This is a genomic window from Nocardia amamiensis (assembly GCF_015477605.1).
GTDB classification, from domain to species: Bacteria; Actinomycetota; Actinomycetes; order Mycobacteriales; family Mycobacteriaceae; genus Nocardia; species Nocardia amamiensis_A.
Map to the genome: position 1 here is coordinate 308,682 of NZ_JADLQX010000002.1, position 16,286 is coordinate 324,967.

The 16,286-nt window shown below is 69.7% G+C and carries 19 protein-coding genes; 16 read left to right on the plus strand and 3 right to left on the minus strand.

Annotated elements, in window-relative coordinates; translation table 11 throughout:
• The first annotated feature begins 85 nt into the window (after nt 1-85).
• The 3 genes from IU459_RS03960 (at nt 86) to pspM (ending at nt 2,585) form a co-directional block, all read left to right on the plus strand.
• Nucleotides 86-532, plus strand: coding sequence for a helix-turn-helix domain-containing protein (locus IU459_RS03960; RefSeq protein WP_195128046.1), 447 nt, complete (start codon nt 86-88; stop codon nt 530-532).
• Nucleotides 533-733: 201 nt separating this feature from the next.
• Nucleotides 734-1,555: a phage shock protein PspA gene (gene pspA / locus IU459_RS03965; protein WP_040780451.1), complete on the plus strand. Its 822-nt coding sequence runs from the start codon at nt 734-736 to the stop codon at nt 1,553-1,555.
• 139 nt (nt 1,556-1,694) lie between these two features.
• The gene (gene pspM, locus IU459_RS03970) at nt 1,695-2,585 is read left to right on the plus strand and encodes a phage shock envelope stress response protein PspM (protein WP_228837291.1); all 891 of its coding nucleotides are present in this window, start codon (nt 1,695-1,697) and stop codon (nt 2,583-2,585) included.
• A gap of 10 nt (nt 2,586-2,595) precedes the next feature.
• Here pspM and IU459_RS03975 read toward each other — a convergent pair whose 3' ends face one another.
• Nucleotides 2,596-2,796: a hypothetical protein gene (locus IU459_RS03975; RefSeq protein WP_195128047.1), complete on the minus strand. Its 201-nt coding sequence runs from the start codon at nt 2,794-2,796 to the stop codon at nt 2,596-2,598.
• A gap of 249 nt (nt 2,797-3,045) precedes the next feature.
• On the opposite strand from IU459_RS03975, the gene IU459_RS03980 reads away from it, so the two are divergent.
• From IU459_RS03980 to IU459_RS04015, 8 genes are all read left to right on the plus strand, one after another.
• Nucleotides 3,046-4,572: a bifunctional phosphatase PAP2/diacylglycerol kinase family protein gene (locus IU459_RS03980; RefSeq protein WP_195128048.1), complete on the plus strand. Its 1,527-nt coding sequence runs from the start codon at nt 3,046-3,048 to the stop codon at nt 4,570-4,572.
• Nucleotides 4,573-4,732: 160 nt separating this feature from the next.
• Nucleotides 4,733-4,897: a hypothetical protein gene (locus IU459_RS03985; protein ID WP_157172319.1), complete on the plus strand. Its 165-nt coding sequence runs from the start codon at nt 4,733-4,735 to the stop codon at nt 4,895-4,897.
• Nucleotides 4,898-4,976: 79 nt separating this feature from the next.
• Nucleotides 4,977-5,615, plus strand: a complete 639-nt coding sequence (locus IU459_RS03990; protein WP_195128049.1) for a PRC-barrel domain-containing protein — start codon at nt 4,977-4,979, stop codon at nt 5,613-5,615.
• Nucleotides 5,616-5,874: 259 nt separating this feature from the next.
• Complete coding sequence (locus tag IU459_RS03995) at nt 5,875-6,048, plus strand: hypothetical protein (protein WP_195128050.1); 174 nt, start codon at nt 5,875-5,877, stop codon at nt 6,046-6,048.
• A gap of 78 nt (nt 6,049-6,126) precedes the next feature.
• Nucleotides 6,127-6,837: a PIG-L deacetylase family protein gene (locus IU459_RS04000; protein ID WP_195128051.1), complete on the plus strand. Its 711-nt coding sequence runs from the start codon at nt 6,127-6,129 to the stop codon at nt 6,835-6,837.
• A gap of 126 nt (nt 6,838-6,963) precedes the next feature.
• Complete coding sequence (locus tag IU459_RS04005; protein ID WP_195128052.1) at nt 6,964-8,121, plus strand: glycosyltransferase; 1,158 nt, start codon at nt 6,964-6,966, stop codon at nt 8,119-8,121.
• Nucleotides 8,122-8,179: 58 nt separating this feature from the next.
• Nucleotides 8,180-8,374 carry a DUF3046 domain-containing protein gene (locus IU459_RS04010; protein WP_040780443.1) on the plus strand — a complete coding sequence of 65 codons (195 nt, stop codon included), beginning with the start codon at nt 8,180-8,182 and terminating at the stop codon, nt 8,372-8,374.
• Nucleotides 8,371-9,618 carry an aminoglycoside 3'-phosphotransferase gene (locus tag IU459_RS04015; RefSeq protein WP_324198727.1) on the plus strand — a complete coding sequence of 416 codons (1,248 nt, stop codon included), beginning with the start codon at nt 8,371-8,373 and terminating at the stop codon, nt 9,616-9,618. Before IU459_RS04010 ends, IU459_RS04015 begins: the two co-directional genes overlap by 4 nt.
• A 17-nt stretch (nt 9,619-9,635) precedes the next feature.
• Here the strand turns inward: IU459_RS04015 and IU459_RS04020 are convergent, their stop codons facing one another.
• Entirely contained in the window at nt 9,636-10,151 is a 516-nt protein-coding gene (locus IU459_RS04020) for a CGNR zinc finger domain-containing protein (RefSeq protein WP_195128191.1), read from the minus strand.
• 155 nt (nt 10,152-10,306) lie between these two features.
• Between IU459_RS04020 and IU459_RS04025 the strand changes: the two genes are divergently transcribed.
• From IU459_RS04025 to IU459_RS04035, 3 genes are read left to right on the plus strand one after another with little or no spacing between them, the layout of a single operon-like run.
• Nucleotides 10,307-10,768, plus strand: a complete 462-nt coding sequence (locus IU459_RS04025) for a VOC family protein (protein WP_195128053.1) — start codon at nt 10,307-10,309, stop codon at nt 10,766-10,768.
• 32 nt (nt 10,769-10,800) lie between these two features.
• The gene (locus tag IU459_RS04030; RefSeq protein WP_195128054.1) at nt 10,801-11,685 is read left to right on the plus strand and encodes a pyridoxamine 5'-phosphate oxidase family protein; all 885 of its coding nucleotides are present in this window, start codon (nt 10,801-10,803) and stop codon (nt 11,683-11,685) included.
• Nucleotides 11,686-11,712: 27 nt separating this feature from the next.
• Entirely contained in the window at nt 11,713-12,162 is a 450-nt protein-coding gene (locus tag IU459_RS04035; protein WP_195128055.1) for a nuclear transport factor 2 family protein, read from the plus strand.
• Nucleotides 12,163-12,243: 81 nt separating this feature from the next.
• Here IU459_RS04035 and IU459_RS04040 read toward each other — a convergent pair whose 3' ends face one another.
• Complete coding sequence (locus IU459_RS04040) at nt 12,244-13,653, minus strand: MFS transporter (protein ID WP_324198728.1); 1,410 nt, start codon at nt 13,651-13,653, stop codon at nt 12,244-12,246.
• Nucleotides 13,654-13,750: 97 nt separating this feature from the next.
• Between IU459_RS04040 and IU459_RS04045 the strand changes: the two genes are divergently transcribed.
• Nucleotides 13,751-14,773, plus strand: a complete 1,023-nt coding sequence (locus IU459_RS04045) for an Lrp/AsnC family transcriptional regulator (protein ID WP_195128056.1) — start codon at nt 13,751-13,753, stop codon at nt 14,771-14,773.
• A 169-nt stretch (nt 14,774-14,942) separates the two neighbouring features.
• Nucleotides 14,943-15,983, plus strand: a complete 1,041-nt coding sequence (gene recA, locus IU459_RS04050; RefSeq protein WP_040780434.1) for a recombinase RecA — start codon at nt 14,943-14,945, stop codon at nt 15,981-15,983.
• Nucleotides 15,984-16,286: the final 303 nt, after the last annotated feature.

A 16,286-nucleotide genomic window follows, 5' to 3' on the forward strand; every position in this document is an offset into this window, starting at 1 on the left:
CTGCTTCGACGTTGTGCGAGAAAGAACGGCATGCGTGGGGTCACGAATCGCGTCGGCCCGGCGACCGGGAGCGAAGGAGAACGAGATGACGCTGCTGCGAGAGGCGATCGGGGACAGTCTGCGGCGTGCTCGTCTCGCCCAGAACCGGACCCTGCGCGAGGTGTCGACGTCGGCGCGGGTGAGCTTGGGCTATCTCTCCGAAGTCGAGCGAGGTCGCAAGGAGGCATCGAGTGAACTGCTCGCCGCCATCTGCGAGGCGCTGGACGTGCCGCTGTCGCGGGTGCTGTGGGATGTGAGCACGATCATGGCGGGCGCCGACGGACTGCCCGTCGGCACGCCCGCGGAGGACACGGCCGCGGCCGCGGCCGAGTCGGAGCAGGCCGCCGCCGAGCCCGCGGCGACCGCCGAGCCCGCACCGGCCTCCGCCTCCATGTCGGCGGCCGGGGCCAGCCCGCTGCCGCTGGCCGATGACACCCGGATCGTCATTCCCGCGCCGAGAGCGGACATGCTGGTCTTGGTGAAGGGCATGTGACGCGGTATGAGACAGGGCCGTCGCGGCAACGCTGCGGGCCGATGCGAAAAGCGGATAGATTCTCCATAAGGCGTCGTTCGGGCCGGGCTCGCCCGGCCGGGGTGCCACATGGTGGAGGATAGGCACATATCGAGTGCGTGACGGTCGCGCACTGGAGTCGCGCCCCCGGCGCGGCATGTCAGATGGAGGCGGGATCAATCGATGGCTAATCCGTTCGTCAAGGCCTGGAAATACCTGATGGCCCTCTTCGACGCCAAGATCGAGGAGCACGCGGATCCGAAGGTCCAGATTCAGCAGGCTATCGAGGAAGCCCAGCGGCAGCACCAGGCCCTTTCGCAGCAGGCCGCGTCGGTCATCGGCAATCAGCGTCAGCTGGAGATGAAGCTGAACCGGCAACTGGACGAGGTCGAGAAGCTCAACGCCAATGCGCGCCAGGCCGTGTTGCTGGCCGATCAGGCTACCGCGGCAGGCGACACCGAGAAGGCGATCCAGTACACGAACGCCGCCGAGGCGTTCGCCGCGCAGCTGGTCACCGCCGAGCAGGCCGTCGAGGACCTGAAGGTCCTGCACGATCAGTCGCTGCAGGCCGCGGCGCAGGCGAAGAAGGCCGTGGAGCAGAACGCGATGCTGCTGCAGCAGAAGGTCGCCGAGCGCACCAAGCTGCTCAGCCAGCTGGAGCAGGCCAAGATGCAGGAGCAGGTCTCCGCGTCGCTGCAGCAGATGGATTCGACGCTGTCGGCGCCGGGCACCACGCCGAGCCTGGACGCGGTGCGGGAGAAGATCGAGCGCCGCTACGCCAACGCGCTCGGTGCCGCCGAGCTCGCGCAGAACTCGGTGCAGGGCCGTATGCTCGAGGTACAGCAGGCCAGCATTCAGATGGCCGGGCACAGCAAGCTCGAACAGATTCGCGCGTCCATGCGCGGCGACCAGTTGCCCGCCGGTGGCGCCCAGACCGCCATCAATCCGGCGCAGCCCAATGCGGCGCAGCCGCAGATGAACAAGGGGCAGGCCGCGCAGCAGTAGCTCGCGGACGGTCATTCGGCGAGGATGTGTCGGTGGGGGCTGCTTCACTGAAGGACATGGCACGGGTCCCTGACCGGCCGGCCGTCGGCCGGGTCGGCCCCGTGTCCGTCCGATGCGCGCGACCGGTGGGAGAGATGGCATGAGCGGCAGTGGATTTCGCGAGCGGCGGATCGAAACGCGGCGCCCGCGCGGATCCGCGCTGATCCGGGCGCAGGCCGCGCTCGCGCCGCAGCCGGGCAGCCTGCCGGACAGTATTCGCGAAGCCGGCGAGAACGCACTGGTCGCGGTGCGGCGCTGGGCCGATCCACGGGAGCGGGAGTTGCGCCGCCGCCGCAGGGCCCGCCGCCGCAGTTTTCAGCTCGGCACCGTCTCCGGCCTCACCACGGCGGGAACGGTTGGGCTCGTGGTCCTTTCGGCGCCGGTCTGGGCCGTGGTCATGGTCGGCGGCGGTGCGGTCGCGCTGGTGACCGGAGCGGCGCTGAGCACCCGCCGGTACCTGCGGCTGCGGGGCGCTCCGCTGCCGCAGGCGGCGTTCATCCCGCGGAAACAGCCGCCACTGTGGTCGAACGCCCGTCCGCCGATCGCGCGATTGGTGCGGGCGGAGAAGGCATTGCACGGGCTCGGCACACAGATCGCCCGCTCGCGGCGACTGCCTCCAGAAGAATTGGCCGACATGCTGGAGACGGCCGCGTCGGGGGCTGCGGCGCTGCACGCGCTCGCCGCCGACATCGCGGCGATGGAGCAGGGGCTGGCCGCGATGGGGCGCGCGGATTCGTCCGCGGCCGTGGCGCTCACAGAGAACCTGCGACTCATCCTGGGCAGGCTCGATACCGGCGTGGCGGAGTACGAACAGGTCGTCGCCGCAGCGGGCCGGATTCTCGCGGTCCCGGACAATACTGTGGTGCGGCACAATTTCGACGCCATCGTCGCGGATCTCCGGCATGCCTCCGACCGGCTGGACGGATGGGCTCAGGCCCTCACCGAGGTCGCCGACCGATCGGTGCCCGCGTCGCCGCGACCACCGACCTGATCGATGCGCCTCAGCGCGTCCGGTCCCGGCCGCGCAGCTCTTCGGCCCTGGCGCGGAGCGCCGCACCCACCAATTCGCGGCTCTCGGCCATGAGGTCGAGCACCTCCCAGGACGCTTTGCGCGCGGCGGAGCCGACGATCCCCGCGATCGCCGAACCGTGCCGTCGTGCCGCTGCCGCGAGTTCTTGTGCCAGCTCGCTCGTTTGTTCCATCAGGTCCGGCCGCTACGTGAGGTTCAGTGCATGACTGTGTGCTGAGTGGGGTATCGGCATGGATGGGCCATCCCTTCTTCTTGTCGTTCAAGGTCATTGCGCTCGGAAGATCAGAGTACATCCGTGCACTGAATTGGGGTACCGTCCAGGTGGCGCGCGGGCGGCTCCCAGGCGGACGCAAACACGCTGGTCGGCAAGGGAATTGACCAGCTCAGACCCGCCGCCCGAGCAAATCGGTAGGCTTCGGCGATGCGGTTTCTTCCGACTCGCAGGCGCGACACGCGCGTCGCCGGAATGGCGCGCGGCGTGGATCGCTGGTTGGTCGATCGCAGCGCACGCGTCCGGCCGACGCGGGCGGATCGGGTGCTGAAAGGGTTGAGCACAGCGGCCGACAAGAACCGCCTGTGGATCGCGCTCGGCGCGGTTCTGTTCGCCGCCGGAGATCGCTCGGCGCGGCGCGGCGCGGTGCGGGGTCTACTCGCGCTGGGAGTCGCCAGCGGCGTGGCCAACGGGATCGCCAAGCCTCTTTTCCCGCGCCGCCGTCCGCCCGACGAGTCCGTTCCTTTCGTGCGCAGGTTGGTCGCGCCGCCGGTGTCGTCGTCGTTCCCGTCCGGGCACTCGGCCTCGGCCGCCGCGTTCGCCACGGGGCTGGCGCTGGAATCACCGGCGGCGGGCGCGATGGTGGCTCCGGTGGCCGCCGCGGTCGGTTACTCGCGGGTGCACATCGGCGTGCACTGGCCGTCCGACGTCGTCGCCGGTGCGCTGTTCGGGGCCGCGGTCGCGCTGGTCACCAGACGGTGGTGGGCGGTGCGCGAGGACGAACCCGCCACACTCGGCCCGGTCGAACACATCGAGTCGCTGCCCGGCGGCGCCAGGCTCCTGCTGATCGGAAACCCACAGGCGGGAGGGGGCGACGACGTGCTCGCCGAGCTGCGCGAGCGGTTGCCCGCCGCCACGGTGCTGGAGATCGGCGGCGCGGAGGATGTCGAAACGCGGATCGAGGACATGGTGCGGCGCGAGGACATCGTCGCGCTCGGCGTGGTCGGCGGCGACGGAACGGTGTCCACCGTCGCGCAGTACGCGGTGCGGCACGGCTTGCCGCTCGCGGTTTTCGCGGGCGGCACACTGAACCATTTCGCCAGGGACGCCGGGGTGGAGGATCCCGAGGTGACCTTCGCCGCGCTGGACGCGGGCGATGCGGTCCGCGTGGACGTGGCCGAGGTGCGTTTCGACGACGTCGGCGAACGAATCTTCGTCAACACCGCCAGCCTCGGTGGGTATCCCGATTTCGTCCGCATCCGGGAACACTGGGAGCGCCGTGTCGGAAAGTGGCCCGCCGCGGGAATCGCCATGGTGCGCGTGCTGTTCCGCGCGCAGCCACTGCGGGTCACCGTGGACGGTACCCGTACCGCGCTGTGGATGCTGTTCGTCGGAAACGGCAGCTACCAGCCGGCCGACCAGATCCCGATGTCGCGCCCGAGGGTGCACGGCGGCACTCTCGATGTCCGCTACCTCCGCGCGGATGTCCCGCTCTCGCGGTTGCGCCTGATCTCGGCGGCGTTCACGGGCACGCTCGGATACTCCGCCACCTACGTGCACCGGCGGGTCGCTGGGCTCGACGTCCGGGTGGCCGAGGAACCGGTCTCGCTGGCGACCGACGGCGAAGTCGACCATCGGGGCAAGGTCTTCCGGTTCCGCAGCAGGCTCGCGGAGCTGGCCCTGATCAAGAGCGGACACACTGCGAATGATGCGGCGCACCACGACCACGGTAGGTAGCGCAGAAATTGCTGTCGAGCGAAGCGCCTGCGATGGATGCACTGAATTCGTTGCGAATTCGGTTTGGTCGGCAGCAGGAGGGGTAGTTGCCACCCTGTAGCTGATCGACCCCCGACCTGGCTCAGGGCCGGGACCATGCACAACTGGGTAGGAGCACGTCATGCTCGATGTTTCCCACCGGCAATCGCTGCTCGACGAGGATACCCAGCGGCTGGACATCAGCCGCTATCTGGCGTGTGAATCCGCCGACGACCCGGTGCGCAAGGCACGCAGGACACAGCGCGTCGACGCCGGACTCGGCGCCGATCGATCCACAAGCGACTGACCCCCTTTCTCGGTACGCGCGGTGTACGGCCGCGTTCTGTCGGGCTGCGCATCGCACCGAACGAACTGCGGAGGAACCCATGACCGAAATGCTGGAAACGCTCATCGGCAGCTCTGTGTACGACCCCGGCGGCGCCAAGATCGGCAAGGTCAAACGGGTCTACGTGGACAACAACTCCGGTTCGCCCACGTGGGTCGCGGTGTCCACCGGGCTGTTCAGCCCCGACGCCCTGGTCCCGCTGGCCGGAGCCGAGCATCGCGCCGACTCGGCCGTCTTGCAGGTGCAGGTCGAGAAGGAGGCGGTGAAGACCGCGCCCCAGCTGGACCATGACGGGCAGATCAGTCCGCAGGCGGAGCAGGAACTGTTCGACCACTACCAGATCGACCCGGACTGCGCCGCGTGGGACGTCTACGGCAGGCAGCCGCTTGCGGACCAGCCGCCGCGTGCCGAGACCGGGATGCCGCGCTTGGACGAACGCTGCGATCTCGGCGCCGATCAGCAGGATGCCGGCATGGCGCGGATGCGCACGTACCTGGAGAGCGAAGAGGAGACGCTGCGCATGCCCGCTACCGGCGACCCGATGCGGATCGAGCCCGAACCGATCGCCGACGCGTACGCTGTCGACTCGGCCGATCTCGGTATGCATGAGCCGGAGGTCGATCCGTACGAAGACCGCCGCACCGACGGCATGGAGGACCCCGAGCGCCCCAGGCGCTGACCGGGGGGCCGGACCGGCCGCGCCAGGGTGTCCACCCCGGCGCGACCGAGCCGGTCGACGCTGCTGGATCCCGCCATGTCGAACCGGAGTCCATTCGCCCTGCGAGCACGAGATCCGCACCCGTGGTGAAGCCCCGACCGAAGACGGTCCGCTGTGGGGGTGAACCCTGATTTACACCCGGATATCCCGTCTCACCTGGTGATTCCCGAACAGGCAGGTGTCATGCTCGAAGCGGAAACGGACTGCTGGGAGGCATGACATGTTGTGGAAGATCATCGGCGTTGTCGCGGTCGTCTGGATCGCGCTGGCCGTCATCGGGGCGCTGATCAAGGGGCTGTTCCCGATCCTCGTGATCAGCGCCATCGTGTTCGGGCTGTACCTGCTGTACAAGGCGGTGTCGGGCACGGACAAATCGACGGTGAGCAAGCTGTAGCGACAGCTGGGCCCGGGTGGCGTCGGTCGGGGCGTCGCCCGGGCGGTCACCGGCACGGCAATGCTTGAATGATCTCTCGTGGATCAAGTTCCGGAAGACTGGCAGCGCGGCTTGGTTATCGTCGCGCATCCTGACGATATCGAGTACGGCGCCGCCGCCGCGGTCGCACGGTGGACCCGGCAGGGCAAGGACGTTCGCTACGTGCTGGTGACCAGCGGAGAGGCCGGTATCGCCGGTGTGCGGCCCGCCATCGCCGGACCCCTCCGCGAGGCCGAGGAGATCGCGGCGGCCGAGGTGGTGGGCGTGCGCGAGGTGGAGTTCCTCGGCTACCCGGACGGCCGGGTGCAGGAGAGCCTGGAACTGCGCCGCGACTTGGCCGCCGCGATCCGCAGGCATCAGCCGGAAATGGTGGTGCTGTTCAACTTCGGCGACACCTGGGTGCCCGGCTACGCCAACAGCGCCGATCACCGCGCCGTCGGCCGCGCCGCCCTGGATGCCATCTCCGACGCGGGAAACGAGTGGATCTTCCCGGAGATCGCCGAGTGGAAACCGTGGTCGGCACGCTGGGCGGCGGTCGTCGGACCGGTCGCCACGCACGCCGTCGACGTCACGGAGACGCTCGACCAGGCGGTCGCCTCGCTCGCGGAACATCGCCGCTATCTCGAGGCGCTGAGCTCCGAGCCCCTCGCCGATCAGGTTCGCGCCGTCGTGGAGCGGGCGACCGGTCCCAAGGACGGATTCCCCGCCGCGCACGCGGTCGGTTTCGAGCTGTTCTACTTCGGCGGTTGACCCCGTTTCGCCAGCCGGACGCACGGCGTGGACGATGGCGCCACGGTGGCAGGAGGTCACCGAGGCATCGGACGCGCCACGACCGGGTGCCATCCGGCCCGGGTGGCCGTGTGGCAGGCTAGGCGAATGCGAGTAGCCGTTGTCGCAGGCCCCGATCCCGGGCACGCGTTTCCCGCTATCGCGTTGTGCTTGCGGTTTCTGGACGCCGGTGACGAGCCGGTGCTGTTCACCGGTCCGCGCTGGTTCGAGGCCGCGCTGGCGGCCGGGATCGGCGTGCGTCGGCTCAAGGGTCTGGCGCCGCGGCCGGTGGACGACGACACCGACGCGGGACAGCGTATCCACGAGCGGGCCGCGCATGTCTCTACCGAGATCCTGCCGGAATTGAGCGCCATGCTGCCCGAGTTGGTCGTCTCGGACGTGCTGACCGCGGGCGGCGGGATGGCCGCGGAACGACTCGGCGTGCCGTGGGTGGAACTGTCCCCGCATCCGCTGTATCTGCCGTCGAAGGCGTTGCCGCCCATCGGAAGTGGCCTTGCGCCCGGCGCGGGCCTGTGCGGGCGGATGCGCGACGGTCTGTTGCGCGGCATGACCGCCCGCGCTCTTCGCCACGGCCGCCGTCAGCGGGAGCGTGCACGCGAGAGCGTCGGGTTATCGGCCGCCGATCCAGGTCCCGCCGCCCGTCTGATCGCCACTTTGCCCGCGCTCGAGGTGCCGCGCCCCGACTGGCCGGACGCGGCTCACGTCATCGGTCCGCTGCTGTGGGAGCCGACCGAGGTGACCCTCGATCTTCCGCCTGGGGACGGGCCGCTCGTCATGGTCGCTCCGTCCACCGCGCACACCGGCGTCGCGGGGATGGTCGAGACCGCCCTGGAGGCGCTGGACGGCGCCGGTGTCCGCGTGGCGATCTCGATGCTGGACACGCCACCGGCCGATCTCCCTTCGTGGGCGACAGCCGGGCTGGGACGCCAAGACGAACTCCTGAGCCACGCCTCCGTCGTGGTGGGCGGCGGTGGTCACGGCCTGCTCGCCAAGTCGCTGTCCGCCGGCGTCCCGATCGTCACCGTTCCCGGCGGCGGCGACCAGTGGGAGCTGGCCAATCGCGCCGCGCGCCAAGGCAGTTCGATCGTCGTCCGCCCGTTGTCGCCCGGCGCTCTGCGTGCCGCGGTCGAAGAGATCCTCGCCGTCCCCGGCTACACCAAGGCCGCCGAAGCGGCCGCCGCGCACACCGAACTCCCGGACCCGGTCGCCCTCTGCCACCGGATACTCCAGCCCGTCCATCCCTGACCGGCACCGGGGCGTGCCACGACCTGGGCGCGCGTGGGAGGCGAGTAAGTTCGGTACGGTGCGGTTGACCGAGTTCCAAGAACTGTTGCACACCGAGTTCGGTGTCGCCCGGGGCGACGCCCTGCTGGCCGACCATGTGATTCCCGCCTTGGGCGGGCGCACCGGAGCCGACGCCATCGAGGCCGGCGTCGATCCCCGCGATGTGTGGCGCGCGTTGTGCGCGGAGTTCGACGTACCCAAGGCGCGCTGGTGAACGCGCCCGGCGGGGTGGAGCAGGACGACGGGCCGCTCTACCGGTTCGACGAGCGGCAGCGGATGATTCCGCACGACCCGGAGCGCCTCGCGGCGAGGGTGGCGCAGGCTCACCCCGTCGGTTTCGCGGATTTCCGGCAGACCGGTATCGAACTGATGCTGCTCGGTCGCTATGACGAGGCGCTGGATCACCTCGATCGCGCGCTGGAATTGGTGGACACCGAGCGTCGCAGGATCACCGTGTGGATCAACCTCGGCGACGTCTACCGCTACCGCGGCGACGCGGGCACGGCCGAGACGCTCTACCGCCGCGCCGTGGAGCACGCGCGGGCGGCCGCGCCGGACGTGCTCTCGTTCGCGTTGCAGCATTTGGGCAAGGCGCTCGCCGAGCGGAATCAGCTCTCGGAGGCGCAAACGCTGCTGACGGAGGCGATGCGGCTGCGCCTTGCCGAAGGCGAACCCGAGGAGATCGAATCCACCCGCGACGCCCTGGACACCCTGGCCGACCTGCCGATTCCATTGCCGCCCATGGTCGCCGCGCTGCTCGGCGAGTCGCCGACGTGGTCGGACGAGCACGAAGGCATGAGCGGCGACGTCGTGTTGGTGAACGGCGCCTATTGGCTCAAACGCGGACCGAAGGCGGTCGCGGAATACGAACGCCTGCATTGGTTGCGCGACCGCGGGATTCGCTTGCCGGAGGTGGCGGGGTTCGAGGACGACGTGTTGCTGCTGGCCGACGCGAGCGCGCCGAGCCTGGCCGCTCGAGCAGGCTGCGACGCCGAGTATCCGACCTCGATCGGCACGGTGCTCGGCACGGTGTTGCGGCGGTTGCACCGCATTCCGGTCGACGAGTGCCCGTTCGACGGACGGCTCGACGTGGTCTTGGCGCAGGCGCGCCGCCACGTGATCGAAGACCTCGTGGATCCGGACGACTTCGACGACGACAACCGCGGCTCGACTCCGGCGCAAATCCTCGCGCGACTGCTGGCGCAGCGCCCGGCACAGGAGGATCTGGTGGTCGCGCACGGTGATTTCACTCCCTCGAACGTGCTGGAGAACGAAATCCTGCTCGATCTCGGCGCGCTCGGCGTCGCCGACCGCTACCGCGATCTGGCGCCGGCCGTGCGCGATCTGCGCGAGGACTTCGGCGACGCCGAGGTGACCGCCTTCTTCGCGGCTTACGGCCTGGCCGAGCCGGACGAGAGCCGACTGGAGTACTACCGGCTCCTCGACGAATTGTTCTGAGCCTCGGTGTTCGCGCCTCACACCTTCCGCGCGTAGTGCCGGGCCGCTTTGGTGCGGTTGCCGCACGTGGCCATCGAGTGCCAGCGCCGGGTCCCGTTCTTCGAGGTGTCGTAGAAGAACAAGACGCATTCCGGGTGCGCGCACTGACGGATTCGGTCCGGCGCGGCGCGCAGTAGGTCCAACAGGTTGTCCGCGGCCAGCCAGGCGGGCAGCCAGGGTTTCTCGGGAACCTCCACCAGATCGGCGGGCCCCGACTCGGTGAGTGCGCGCCGGATCCGGCCGTGCGCCAGCACCTCGTTGAGCGCGTCCTGGGAACCATGCACGACCACGTCGTAGACGGCCGTGCGGGCGGCCAGCACCGCGGCCAGCGTGGCCTCGTCGGCGGTCGCTCGATCGGCAAGGCTCGCCGACGCCAGCCAGACGCGCAGTCCGGCGACGTCGGTGAGCAGATCCTGCGGTCCGTTCTCGATCCAGCGTGTGTTCAGCAGATCGAGCGCCAGGGGCTCACCGAGGTGGGGGCGTGGATCGGGCATGCCCGAGGGTATCGAGTCCGCGTCGGTGGGCACCGCGACCGCCTCCCTTCTAACTAGTAAAATATATTTCAGTGGTTGACACGGGTGTCGCGATGTCAGTATGTTCTAACCAATCAAACCGCTAAAGACGGTTGAACATTCCGAGGAGGAACACCATGACCGCAGTCGCCGCACCTCAGCTCGCTACCGGGCACATCGGCCTGAACGTCTCCGATCTGGATCGCTCGGTGGACTTCTATCGCCGCGCTCTCGGTTTCGAACAGCTCGCCGCGAGCACCGACGCCGAACGCCGCTGGGCCTTCCTCGGCGCGGACGGCAAGCTCGTCGTCACGCTGTGGGAGCAGAGCGACGGCACCTTCTCCACCGAAACGCCCGGGCTGCACCATCTCTCGTTCCAGGTCGACACCATCGACCAGGTGCGCGCGGTGGAGCGGGTGCTGCGCGAGTTGTCGGTCGCCTTCGCCCACGACGGAGTGGTGGCGCACGGTGAAGGCGTCGCCTCCGGCGGGATCTTCTTCACCGACCCCGACGGCATCCGGCTCGAGGTCTACGCGCCCAGCGGCGCCGAATCCGCCCCTGCTCCCAGCGGCGCGGCCCCGACCTGCGGGTTCTTCTGAGCTCTCGGCCGCGACACGACAGGAGAAGTGTGATGGAGCCGTTCCATGCCGGGGAGGTCGCCATCCAGCGCCGGATGGGCCAGGCGCACATCGCCGAGCGGGTCGGCCGCATGATCCGCCCCGAGATCCCAGCGGTCGCCGCCGGCTTCCTGGCCGAACAGCGGATGGTGGTGATCGCCGCCGCCGACGCGACGGGGCGGCTGTGGGCGAGCGAGCTGGTCGGTCCGCCGGGATTCGTGCACGCGGTCGACGACCGGACGATCGCGGTCGGCGCCCGGCCCGCCGCGGCGGACCCGCTGCACGAGACGCTGACCCACCAGGCCGGCATCGGCATGATCGCCCTGCAACCGCAGCGGCGCAGGCGGATGCGGGTCAACGGCACATCGACGCCAGAGGATGGGGGCCTGCGCATTGTCACCGATCAGGTGTACTCGAACTGTCCGAAGTACATCTCCCGCCGGGATATCGAGAGCTACACGCCGCAAGCCGCGGCGCAGGCGGCCCGGCGCAGCGGCGGACTCGACCGGGACCAGCAGGCCGCGGTGGCGGCGGCCGACACGTTCTTCGTCGCGACTGCCGACGCGGACGGCCACGTGGACGCCTCCCATCGCGGCGGGAATCCCGGCTTCCTGCAGGTGCTTTCGTCCACCCGGCTGCGCTGGCCGGATTACCGGGGCAATTCGATGTTCATGACGCTCGGGAACATCGAGGTGAATCCCCGGTGCGGAATCCTGATCCCGGATTGGGCCACCGGGGCGGCCCTCCAGCTGACCGGCACCGCCGAACTGGTCTGGGCGCCGGAGACCTTCGCCACCGGCGCGCAGTGCTCCCTCGACTTCACCATCGAGGAAGTGGTCGAGCGGCGTGGGGGAGCGCTGCGCTGGGGAGCCGCCGAGCTCTCGCCCGTCAACCCGTGAAATCTGTCTATGAGAAGGAGTCGTCCCATGCGACCTCCGCTACCGCCATTCGACGCGGCATCGGCCAGGCTCAAGGTGCAGGCCGCCGAAGACGCCTGGAACACCCGCGATCCCGAGCGGGTCGCCGCCGCGTACACCGAGGACTCGGTGTGGCGTAACCGCGACGAGTTCTTCACCGGCCGTGACGCCATCGTCGAGTTCTTGACCAGGAAGTGGTCCACCGAGAACGGATACGCGCTCCGCAAGGATCTGTGGGCATTCGAAGAAAACCGCATCGCCGTGCGTTTCCAGTACGAATGGCACGACGACTCGGGCCAATGGTGGCGCAGCTACGGCAACGAGCAGTGGGAGTTCGCGCCGGACGGGCTGATGTCCCGGCGTGAGGCCAGCATCAACGACGTCCGGATCGAGGAGGCCGACCGGCGCATCCTCGGGCCGCGCGAGCCGGGCGACGAGTCGGTGCTGCCGCAGCGGTAGGGATCCCGGACGCCACCGCCGCATCGTCCGGTGCGGCGGTGGCGAGGCGCGTTCGGTCGCCGTCGCGTCGAGCGAAGGCGGTCAGGCCGCCGCGACGTGCTGCTCGGCTCCGGCCGGGTCGACGTCTGCCCGCTGCCGGTGCAGCAGCCCGAACGCGACCAGTCCGAACGTGACGCCCACCGCGGCCGCGACCGCGAAGGCCGCGTCCAGCCCGGCGACGAAGTTCGGCAACGTCATCGGCTGCTCGGCGCCGGCGACGCCGCGGAACACGGTACCGAGCACCGCGACGCCCAGCGCCAGCCCCAGCTGCCGGGCGGTGTTCACCGCGCCCGCCGCGGTGCCGCCCTGCTGCGGCGGCGCCGCCGCCATGCCGACCGACACCAGCGCGGGCGCGTTGACGCCGATCCCGACGCCGATCACCGCGAAACCGGGAATCAGGGCCACCCAGGAGGATCCGGCGCCGATCAGCGTGAGCAGCCAGGTACCCAGACCGACCACCACCAAGCCCGCGCCGACGGTCCACTTCGGCGCCACGTCATGCAGCAGCCGCCCGAACGCACCCGCCACCACGAACGAGGTAGCGGCCATCGGCAGCATCGCGAGACCTGCCCCCAGCGGCGACATGTGCAGGTGCTGCTGCAGCCACAGCGAGATCAGCGGCATGCTGGCGAAGGCGGCGAAGGTCTGTCCGGAGGCGCCGAGCAGCGTGGCGCCGAGATCTCGGTTGCGTAGCAGCGCCGGCGGGAACATCGGCGCGGCGCCGCGAGATTCGACGAGACCGAAGACCAGCGTCGCGGCGGCGCCGAGCGCGAGCGCGGTGATCGCGGCCGCGTCGGTCCAGCCGTGCTCGCCGCCGCGGATGACGCCGTAGGTGATCGCCGTCGCCGCGGTCGCGAAGGCGAGCATGCCGGGCACATCCACCGGCCGGTCCGCCCGGCGGCGCGAGGGCGGGAACACGGTGGCGGTCAACCCGATCGCCAGCACCGCTATCGGCAGGTTGACGAAGAAGATCCAGCGCCAGGACAGTACCTCGGTGAGAACCCCGCCGAGCACGACTCCGATTCCGGCGGCCGCACCGGAGACCGCGCCCCAGATGCCGAAGGCCACGCTGCGATCGCGACCGGTGTAGGTCGCGTGCAGCAGCGAGAGCGTCGTCGCGAACATGGCCGCGCCGCCGACGCCTTGCAGCGCCCGGGCCGCGACGAGGCTCGCCGCGGATTCGGCGACACCGCACACGAGCGACGCGACCGCGAAGACGGCGAGTCCGCCGAGATACGCGCGCTCGGCCCCCACCCGGTCGGCGAGCGAGCCGAATACCAGCAGCAACGCTGCCAGCGCCAGCGCGTAGCCGTCCACCACCCACTGCAAGCCGGACAATCCGGTGCCGAGATCAGCGGCGATGTCGGGCAGCGCGACGTTCACGATGGTGACGTCGATGAGCAGCATGAGCGTGCCCAGGCACGCGGCGAACAGAGGGAGCCATTTCCTCACAGGAGCCTCCACGGCGGATCGAATGATTTCGACGCCAAGCGTGCGGTAATCGAATGCATCCCCCTAGCCGGAGGGCGATCTGCGCTAGATTCCTCCCATGCGCCGCAATGACTCAGGGGAATCCTCCGTGCTCGATGTGCTGGACAAGCAGATCATGCACGCGCTGGCGCAGGACGCCCGGATCTCGTTCGCCAAGCTCGGCGGCATCCTCGGGGTCTCCGAACAGACGGTGGCCCGGCGCTATCGCGCGCTGCGCGAACGGGGAATCCTGCATGTGGCGGGGCAGGTGAACGCGGTTCCGCTCGGGCACACGCGCTGGATGCTGCGGTTGAAATCGACGCCGGACAAGGCGCTGCGGCTGGCCGAGTCGCTGGCCAGGTTTCCGGATGTGAGCTGGGTGACCTTGCTGTCCACCGGATCCGAGGTGACCTGTGTGTGCCGGCCGCGCTCGGTCGAACGGCGCGACGCGCTGCTGCTGCACATCCTGCCGCGCGCTCCGCAGGTGCTCGAGCTGACCGCGCACGAGGTGATCCATCGGTTTCCGCTCGACGAGGAGTGGCCGCGCTACCGGCATTTGTTCACCGCCGCTCAACTCGAGGAGTTGGGTCCGGCCCGGTTCCGTCCGGCGAATGCGGGACCGGACGCGCCGGTGGGCTTGTCCCCGGCGGACGAGGCGATGCTCGCGCTGCTCGCGCGGGACGGGCGTGCGCCGTATGCCCAGCTCGCGGCCGAAACCGGATGGTCGGCGCCCCGGGTCGCGCGACGCATGGCCGAGCTGATGGCGGCCGGGGTGCTCTACTTCGACCTCGACGTCGCGATCGAGCGGATGGGCTACGGCGTGCGCGGTGCGCTGTGGTTGCGTGTGCGTCCGGCCGATCTGGACGCGGTGGGGCGGGCGATGGCGGCGCATCCCGAGATCGTCTACGTGGCCGCAACCACGGGGTCGTTCAATCTGATGGCGTCGATCATCTGCCGCGACACCGCGCACCTTTACCGGTATGTCACCCAGGGGCTCGGTGCGCTGGACGGGATCACCGGCCTCGAGGTGGCGCCCTCGCTGCGGGTGTTCAAGCAGGCGCAGACGCTGCTGGATACCGATCGGATCGCCCTGGTGCGGTGATCGCGCGGCGTTTGCCGAGGAGGCCGGGACGGTGGGGTGTGTCGGCGGGCGCGTCGCTTGACTCGAACATCTGTTCGTCTAGTGTTGGCGACAGAACTTGTCGGTGCCGCGCTCTACTGTAGGCGCCAACCACAGAACGAGACTCACCCGTCGAAAAGGGGATCAGGACATGGCACCACAGGCGTACGACCGGGACAAGGCGCTCGAGCTCGCGCTGGCCCAGGTGGAGAAGAGCTTCGGCAAGGGCGCCGTCATGCGCCTCGGCGAGGAGGCGCGCCAGCCCATCTCGGTGATCCCCACCGGTTCGATCGCCCTCGACGTCGCGCTGGGCATCGGCGGCCTGCCGCGCGGCCGCATCGTCGAGATCTACGGTCCGGAATCCTCGGGTAAGACCACCGTCGCGCTGCACGCGGTGGCCAACGCGCAGGCCGCGGGCGGTGTGGCGGCGTTCATCGACGCCGAGCACGCGCTCGACCCCGACTACGCCCGCAAGCTCGGCGTCGATACCGACGCGCTGCTCGTCTCCCAGCCCGACACCGGTGAGCAGGCGCTGGAGATCGCCGACATGCTGGTGCGCTCCGGCGCCATCGACATCATCGTCATCGACTCGGTGGCCGCGCTGGTGCCGCGCGCGGAGATCGAGGGCGAAATGGGCGACAGCCACGTCGGTCTGCAGGCCCGCCTGATGAGCCAGGCGCTGCGGAAGATGACCAGCGCGCTGAACAACTCCGGCACCACCGCGATCTTCATCAACCAGCTGCGCGAGAAGATCGGCGTGATGTTCGGCTCGCCGGAGACCACCACCGGCGGTAAGGCGTTGAAGTTCTACGCGTCGGTGCGCCTGGACGTGCGCCGCATCGAGACGCTCAAGGACGGCAGCGACGCGGTGGGCAACCGCACCCGCGTGAAGGTCGTGAAGAACAAGGTCTCGCCGCCGTTCAAGCAGGCCGAGTTCGACATCCTCTACGGGCACGGCATCTCCAAGGAGGGCTCGCTCATCGACATGGGCGTGGAGCAGGGCTTCATCCGTAAGTCCGGCTCCTGGTACACCTACGAGGGCGATCAGCTCGGTCAGGGCAAGGAGAACGCCCGCAAGTTCCTGCTGGAGAACGTCGACGTCCGCGACGAGATCGAGAAGAAGATCAAGGAAAAGCTCGGCATCGGCGCCGACGTGACGGCCGACGCTGCCGAGGTGCCCGCCGATTTCTGAGCCGATGCACGGCCGGCGCTCGCCCGGGGAGGGGCCGGCCGCTCCCCGGCAGCCGCGGTCGGACGCGGTGCAGGAGATGCGGCGTCGGCTGGAAGAACTCTTGGCCGCCTCCGGTCGGCCGGCCGACGTGTTGCCCGGCGAGCAGGCACCCGAGCCGGTCCGGCGAGCCGAAGGTGGTTCGGTTGCGCCGGACACCATGGGAACCCGGTCGAACACGTCCGATCCGCAGCGGGCGCGTTCGACCGGGTCCCGTCGCGGTCGCCGGGTTGGGAGAGGGTCCACGGGCCCGTGGACGGCCGACTC